Source organism: Paenibacillus sp. Pae15 (assembly GCF_024519685.1).
Lineage (GTDB): Bacteria > Bacillota > Bacilli > Paenibacillales > NBRC-103111 > Paenibacillus_G > Paenibacillus_G naphthalenovorans.
The window spans coordinates 1-4931 of sequence record NZ_JALJRM010000059.1; the positions used below are offsets into that span (position 1 = coordinate 1).

Genomic DNA, 4931 nt, shown 5'->3' on the forward strand with positions numbered 1-4931 from the left:
AGGTATATCGGTTCCGTTTTTCCATAGCTTCATTATAACTTATTTATCACTCTCCGTGTCTCAACCTATGGGAGCATTATAATACATCGATACAGTTTGAATCTATAATTAAGGCATATATTCTGAAAAGACACGTATTCACTTGTAACAATCATTAATCATTAGTTCCTTCTTCACCTTAATTTGATCTATCACTACATTATGTTGATTGGATAAAGCAAAATCGTCCCTGCTCTATGGATAATAGAAGGTTATTTCCCACAACATTTTTTGTATTTCTTTCCACTGCCACATGAGCAAGGATCATTCCTACCGATTTTAATATTCCTTCGTGGAGCATTATCTAATGGAGCAAATAAGTAAGGTATTCCTTTCTTCTCAAAATATATTTTATCTATTAGGCTTGGACCTGTAGGCCAAAAGAATAAAGTTTTATCTTTTGCCACCTTAGCTTTCTTGTCGAAGTAGAACCCCTGAATTACATCAAGTTCATCAGAAGAAATGATTGCCCTATGATTATCTATTCTCCATAGTATATATTCAATAAAATTTTCAGTTTTCTTTTTGAGATAGGTGTTGATTTGAACAATATTTTCTAAATCATGCAAGTTGCATACCCACGGAAAAGGTTGATCAATCTCTTTTTCAAGAAGCAATGAAGTATTTACAGCTATACCACCAAATTGTGCGAGAGTTAGTACAACTGGAATAACCTTTTTTTTAGAAGTTTCACTAATCGTAAATGCCCTGTTTTTATCTTCATAAAGAGTAATTGTATTTGCACTCTCAATTAATTTTTTTAAGATTATTGCTTGTTGATATGCCCCCCCGATACCTGAATCAGAATTAAAATGATCTCTGATTCTGGTGAATGATTTTTCTGGATTAAAGAATGGTTCTCTAACTTTTGAAGCTTTTACTTCAGCTATGACAATATAATCTTTGTATTCAATTAAAATATCATGCTCTTTTGTTCCCTTTTCTTCGCAAACACTGGTATGATACTTTGCTGAGTCCCCAAATATCTTTTTAAGTTGCTTGAGAAACAGATCTTCTGTAATGTCAGCTTTTGTCTTTTTATATTTTTCTGCAAATGTATTTTTAGGGTTTTCAATAATACTCGTAATAAAGTTATAAATTGCGGATAGTACAAAATTGGGGTGCACAATAAAGAAAGTTTGACCTTCATCTAACCAGCACAAAGGTTGTTGAGAAAATGGATTAGATCCATTGTAGTACATGAAGTCACGATTTTCTCGTTTAAGAGTGAAAAATTCTATTAGTTTTTTTGTCTTATTTTCTCCAAAATTCTGCTTAATTCTTTCGCGACTTATAGTTTGTAACCCATCCATTGCTCTTTTAATTTCTCTTCCAATGCGACCATTATCTCCAGTGATTAGTCGTTGATATTGGCTCTCAATATCATCAGCAAATAGGTTAAAGGAACTCAAGAATTTTTGCACGCTCTGATTAACTATCTTCGTTTGGTCAAGAGTTTCACCAAAAGAATCTTCGATTAAATGATAAAATTTTAGATAGTCGTCTATAGAAAGAGTGGTCAATTCTTCTAATTCTTTATCAAAAGGAGCGTAAAAACTTCTTATGTGAGCTTCCGTTTGCTCTTTATACCTAAGAGTTTCAGTATCAAAGTATGCGGTAAACGCTTCCATTGCAATGAGGTTTCTTTTCACAATATCTAAATCTGGGCCTTCGGGGGCATCACCGAAATCTAAAAATGTTTTCGTATACTCTAAAGTTATCGCCTGAATTTCTTCCTCCAATTCTTCATAACTTTTAGGATCATCATTATTAATACCTTCACTTAGGTCATCAGTACTCATTAGTAAGCCCGCTAAATAAGCATACTGTTTTTGAGGGGACATCAAGTTAGTTTTATTAAAAATATCAGATTGCTCCGTTATATCTTTTGCGTTGCTACCGAACGTGAGAAAATGAATACTAATCATTCCGAGCAATTCTCTTGTGCCGAATTTTTGTAATTTTTCTTTTAATAATAAGATCTTACTCTGCATATCAATTTTTCACCTTGTTCACATATGTATTCTCGATGAATCGACCCTACACAAATAAATTCGACCGAATAAGCTATACATATTCGACACTATTTTTCCACAACCTTCTTCTCTAAAAATCAAAAACTTCTGAAAGGCATGTTTTCGGAAATCATTTATTTTGTTTGAAAGAATGTTATGTTTGTTCGTCTACTTTAAAATAAAACCATATCTTCCTTTCAAGAAATACAAGAAACTCGTTTACTTGTGAACCTTGCTATCGAAAATATCAAATGCAACCAGTTTTGCCTTCTCAATACTTCGTATTTTTTCGCCTTTATGTTCCCATACAAAGGTGTTGTTAAAAGCGACTCCATATCCGCCATAGCGGCTTTGCATGATCGTAATATGGTGACCCTTATATTTCAATATAAGATTGCCTTTCTCATTCGTTCTCCAAGATTGTCGAAGAAAGTTTAAACGGCGATTGGTTTTGTTCCGAAGAGCCGTTTCACGTTTGTGGGGATTCGCGTAATCATTCTCCATTTTTTCTGCACATTGCTGACCTACACGTAGTTCATTCGGGTATTCTGGATGCCGCATAATATGTACATAGCGAATTCCTTCATTGCTACACATTTCACAACGCTCATAATAATCCTTTCGACTCTCAGCGTCCAGATGCTCCAGATCCTCACCTAAGTCCTCCATGCCAACACACGTCCATCCTTTATGTGGAATGCCCTTTTGATCCCATAATGACATCTCCATCCCCTCCTAAACCAATCCGTATTTCAAGGTTATCATCATAAAATTATTTCTTTTCTTATGCTCCTCGATGTACCCCATCAGAGATTCGTAAACTGATCTACAGCTTGTACTGGGTTGGGGAACATCAATTACGATATAAACTATAATGTATCGCACACTAGAGATCAATATGGTCTGCCATATATAGATCAGCAAGAGACATGGATGTTTTGGCCGACAATAAACTACCCCTACACAGTAAAAGGGGCAATCGGTCAATTTTAAAGACTCATCAGGAACAAACATAGGTTCCGTGAATGCATATAATTGGAATGCTAATGACATACCATTTTTTCTCCCAACACTTCTTTTTTTGGCGGTGGATACAAAGCTTTTTACTACTGGAGTTCTGCTCAAAATATGAACTTTGACCATATAAGTGGGGCGGTTATTACGGTTGAATGTGAGGGGTTCTATTCAACCTTCCCCGGAAGCCAAAACACCGTTACAGGTAGCTTTGCTCCTGCGTCTACTTTTACTGCTAGCACTAATACAACCATGAATAATCCTAGCAAAGTAGAAGTAATTGCGAAAGGTCTGCAAATGAAAGATTTAGTAATTGCGGGAGTAGGAAATGCAATATTGAAAGTAAACAGCAACGGTCAAGTCAAAGATTACTTTATAAACGATAAAGAACTTAATAAATGGATAAACAGAATTGCAGTCAACCGAAGCTTAAATGGTAATTCTGAAACGGTTACTGATCAACGCCAGTTTGTTGAAAATGCGGCAAAGCAAGTATTAAAAAATGAAATCGTTCTAGAGTATGCAAAAGCAAATCAGATTAGTATTACAGACGATGAAGTGACTAATTATATTAATGATTTAAAACAATCTATTATGAGTCATAAAGAAGGAATCAATCTTGTCGAGGAAGTAACTAAGGGAATAGGATTAAAAAGTTATGATGAATTGTTTGAATATGATCGTGACTTGTATACTCAGAATGTCATTTGGTCCAAGTTACTGCCAAAATACATTTCTGAAAACCCTAAATTAAAAGATGAAGACGAATTGTCATACCAAAATCGATTGGTTGGTCTATACCAACAGGATATAGTAAAATATATGGGTAATATTGAGTTCAACTGGGAGTAGAATAAGCACAAGGGCGAGATCGGATAACCAAACCGATCTCGTTCAATTTAACGACTCTAATAAATAAAGTAGAAATGGAGGGTATTGTATTGATAACAAGGGTGTTAATCCTGTTTCTTATTACATTCACTATTATAGGTTGCAGCACAAATAACTCAAGCACGGGGAATAAAATATCGTTTGATCAAGAAAAGTCAATGGTATATTATGTTCGACATGGAAAAACAAAATTGTTGACTATTGACTATTTTTTAATAAACGAATCAAATAATAAGATAGGTCCTTTTACAATGAAAATGAATATAACCAACCCAAAGTTGTTGGATTTTATTAATGAGGATAAGGAAGAATTTCCTATACTCTATGGAGAGAAGGTAACACTTGATAAAAGTGAAAGTCATGGATATGGAGCTGGAACATTTGAAATCAAAAACGAAATACCTCTAAACGACCTTAGAGAAATTATTGAAGATAACAGGAGCATAGAAATCCAATTAATCAACGAGTCAGGAGATATTATCATTTCTGATTGGATTCAAAAATTAAATATAGTAGGGATAACTGAAGGTGGGTAATAACTTCGTATCTATAATGTACACGAAAAAAGATGGATATGGAATTCACGATCCTTTGCTCTACAGGAGCTTTATGGGTGGTATTACCCTTGGAAAAGGTATGCCCTCATAGGTTTCTTTCTAGAGCAGTAACCGGCACTGTTGCTTTTTTACCTGGGAAGAAGTCAGCCCAAAAGAATTGAAGTGCAACTCAATAAGAGATGAACCGCCCCGAGCCATTCGGATATATATAGACCGTTGAAAAATATGATTTTATTGGACTTCTTGTAGTGGTGGCGAAGAATACGAAAAGATGATACCGTTCATGATACCCATATCCTCGAAAATCAGATAATATAACGAAAATTATAATTCGCAAATTGCGTCTCTTCCTTATAATATGATGATGTACAATAGTTTGTGTAACCAGAATTTGTGACCTGCAGGCGCAAAAAAA

Annotated in this window: 3 protein-coding genes and 1 pseudogene; 2 read left to right on the plus strand and 2 right to left on the minus strand. The window is 34.7% G+C overall.

Going from position 1 to position 4931, the window contains the following annotated elements:
- Positions 1-251: 251 nt before the first annotated feature.
- A pseudogene (locus NR121_RS25235) lies at positions 252-332 on the minus strand (SEC-C metal-binding domain-containing protein); the annotation flags it as partial.
- Positions 333-2273: 1941 nt separating this feature from the next.
- On the minus strand, positions 2274-2777 hold the full coding sequence (locus NR121_RS24725) for a hypothetical protein (RefSeq protein WP_256832122.1): 504 nt from the start codon (positions 2775-2777) through the stop codon (positions 2274-2276).
- A gap of 405 nt (positions 2778-3182) precedes the next feature.
- On the opposite strand from NR121_RS24725, the gene NR121_RS24730 reads away from it, so the two are divergent.
- Both NR121_RS24730 and NR121_RS24735 read left to right on the plus strand, forming a co-directional pair.
- Positions 3183-3920 (plus strand): hypothetical protein, encoded by a 738-nt coding sequence (locus tag NR121_RS24730; RefSeq protein WP_256832123.1) that lies wholly within the window; start codon positions 3183-3185, stop codon positions 3918-3920.
- Positions 3921-4009: 89 nt separating this feature from the next.
- The gene (locus NR121_RS24735) at positions 4010-4495 is read left to right on the plus strand and encodes a hypothetical protein (RefSeq protein ID WP_054820317.1); all 486 of its coding nucleotides are present in this window, start codon (positions 4010-4012) and stop codon (positions 4493-4495) included.
- The last annotated feature ends 436 nt before the right edge of the window (positions 4496-4931 follow it).

Excerpts from the sequence above, each read along its gene's own strand:
- NR121_RS24725 (WP_256832122.1), bottom strand. The coding sequence starts at position 2,777 with ATGTCATTATGGGATCAAAAGGGCATTCCACATAAAGGATGGACGTGT.
- NR121_RS24730 (WP_256832123.1), top strand. The coding sequence starts at position 3,183 with ATGAACTTTGACCATATAAGTGGGGCGGTTATTACGGTTGAATGTGAG.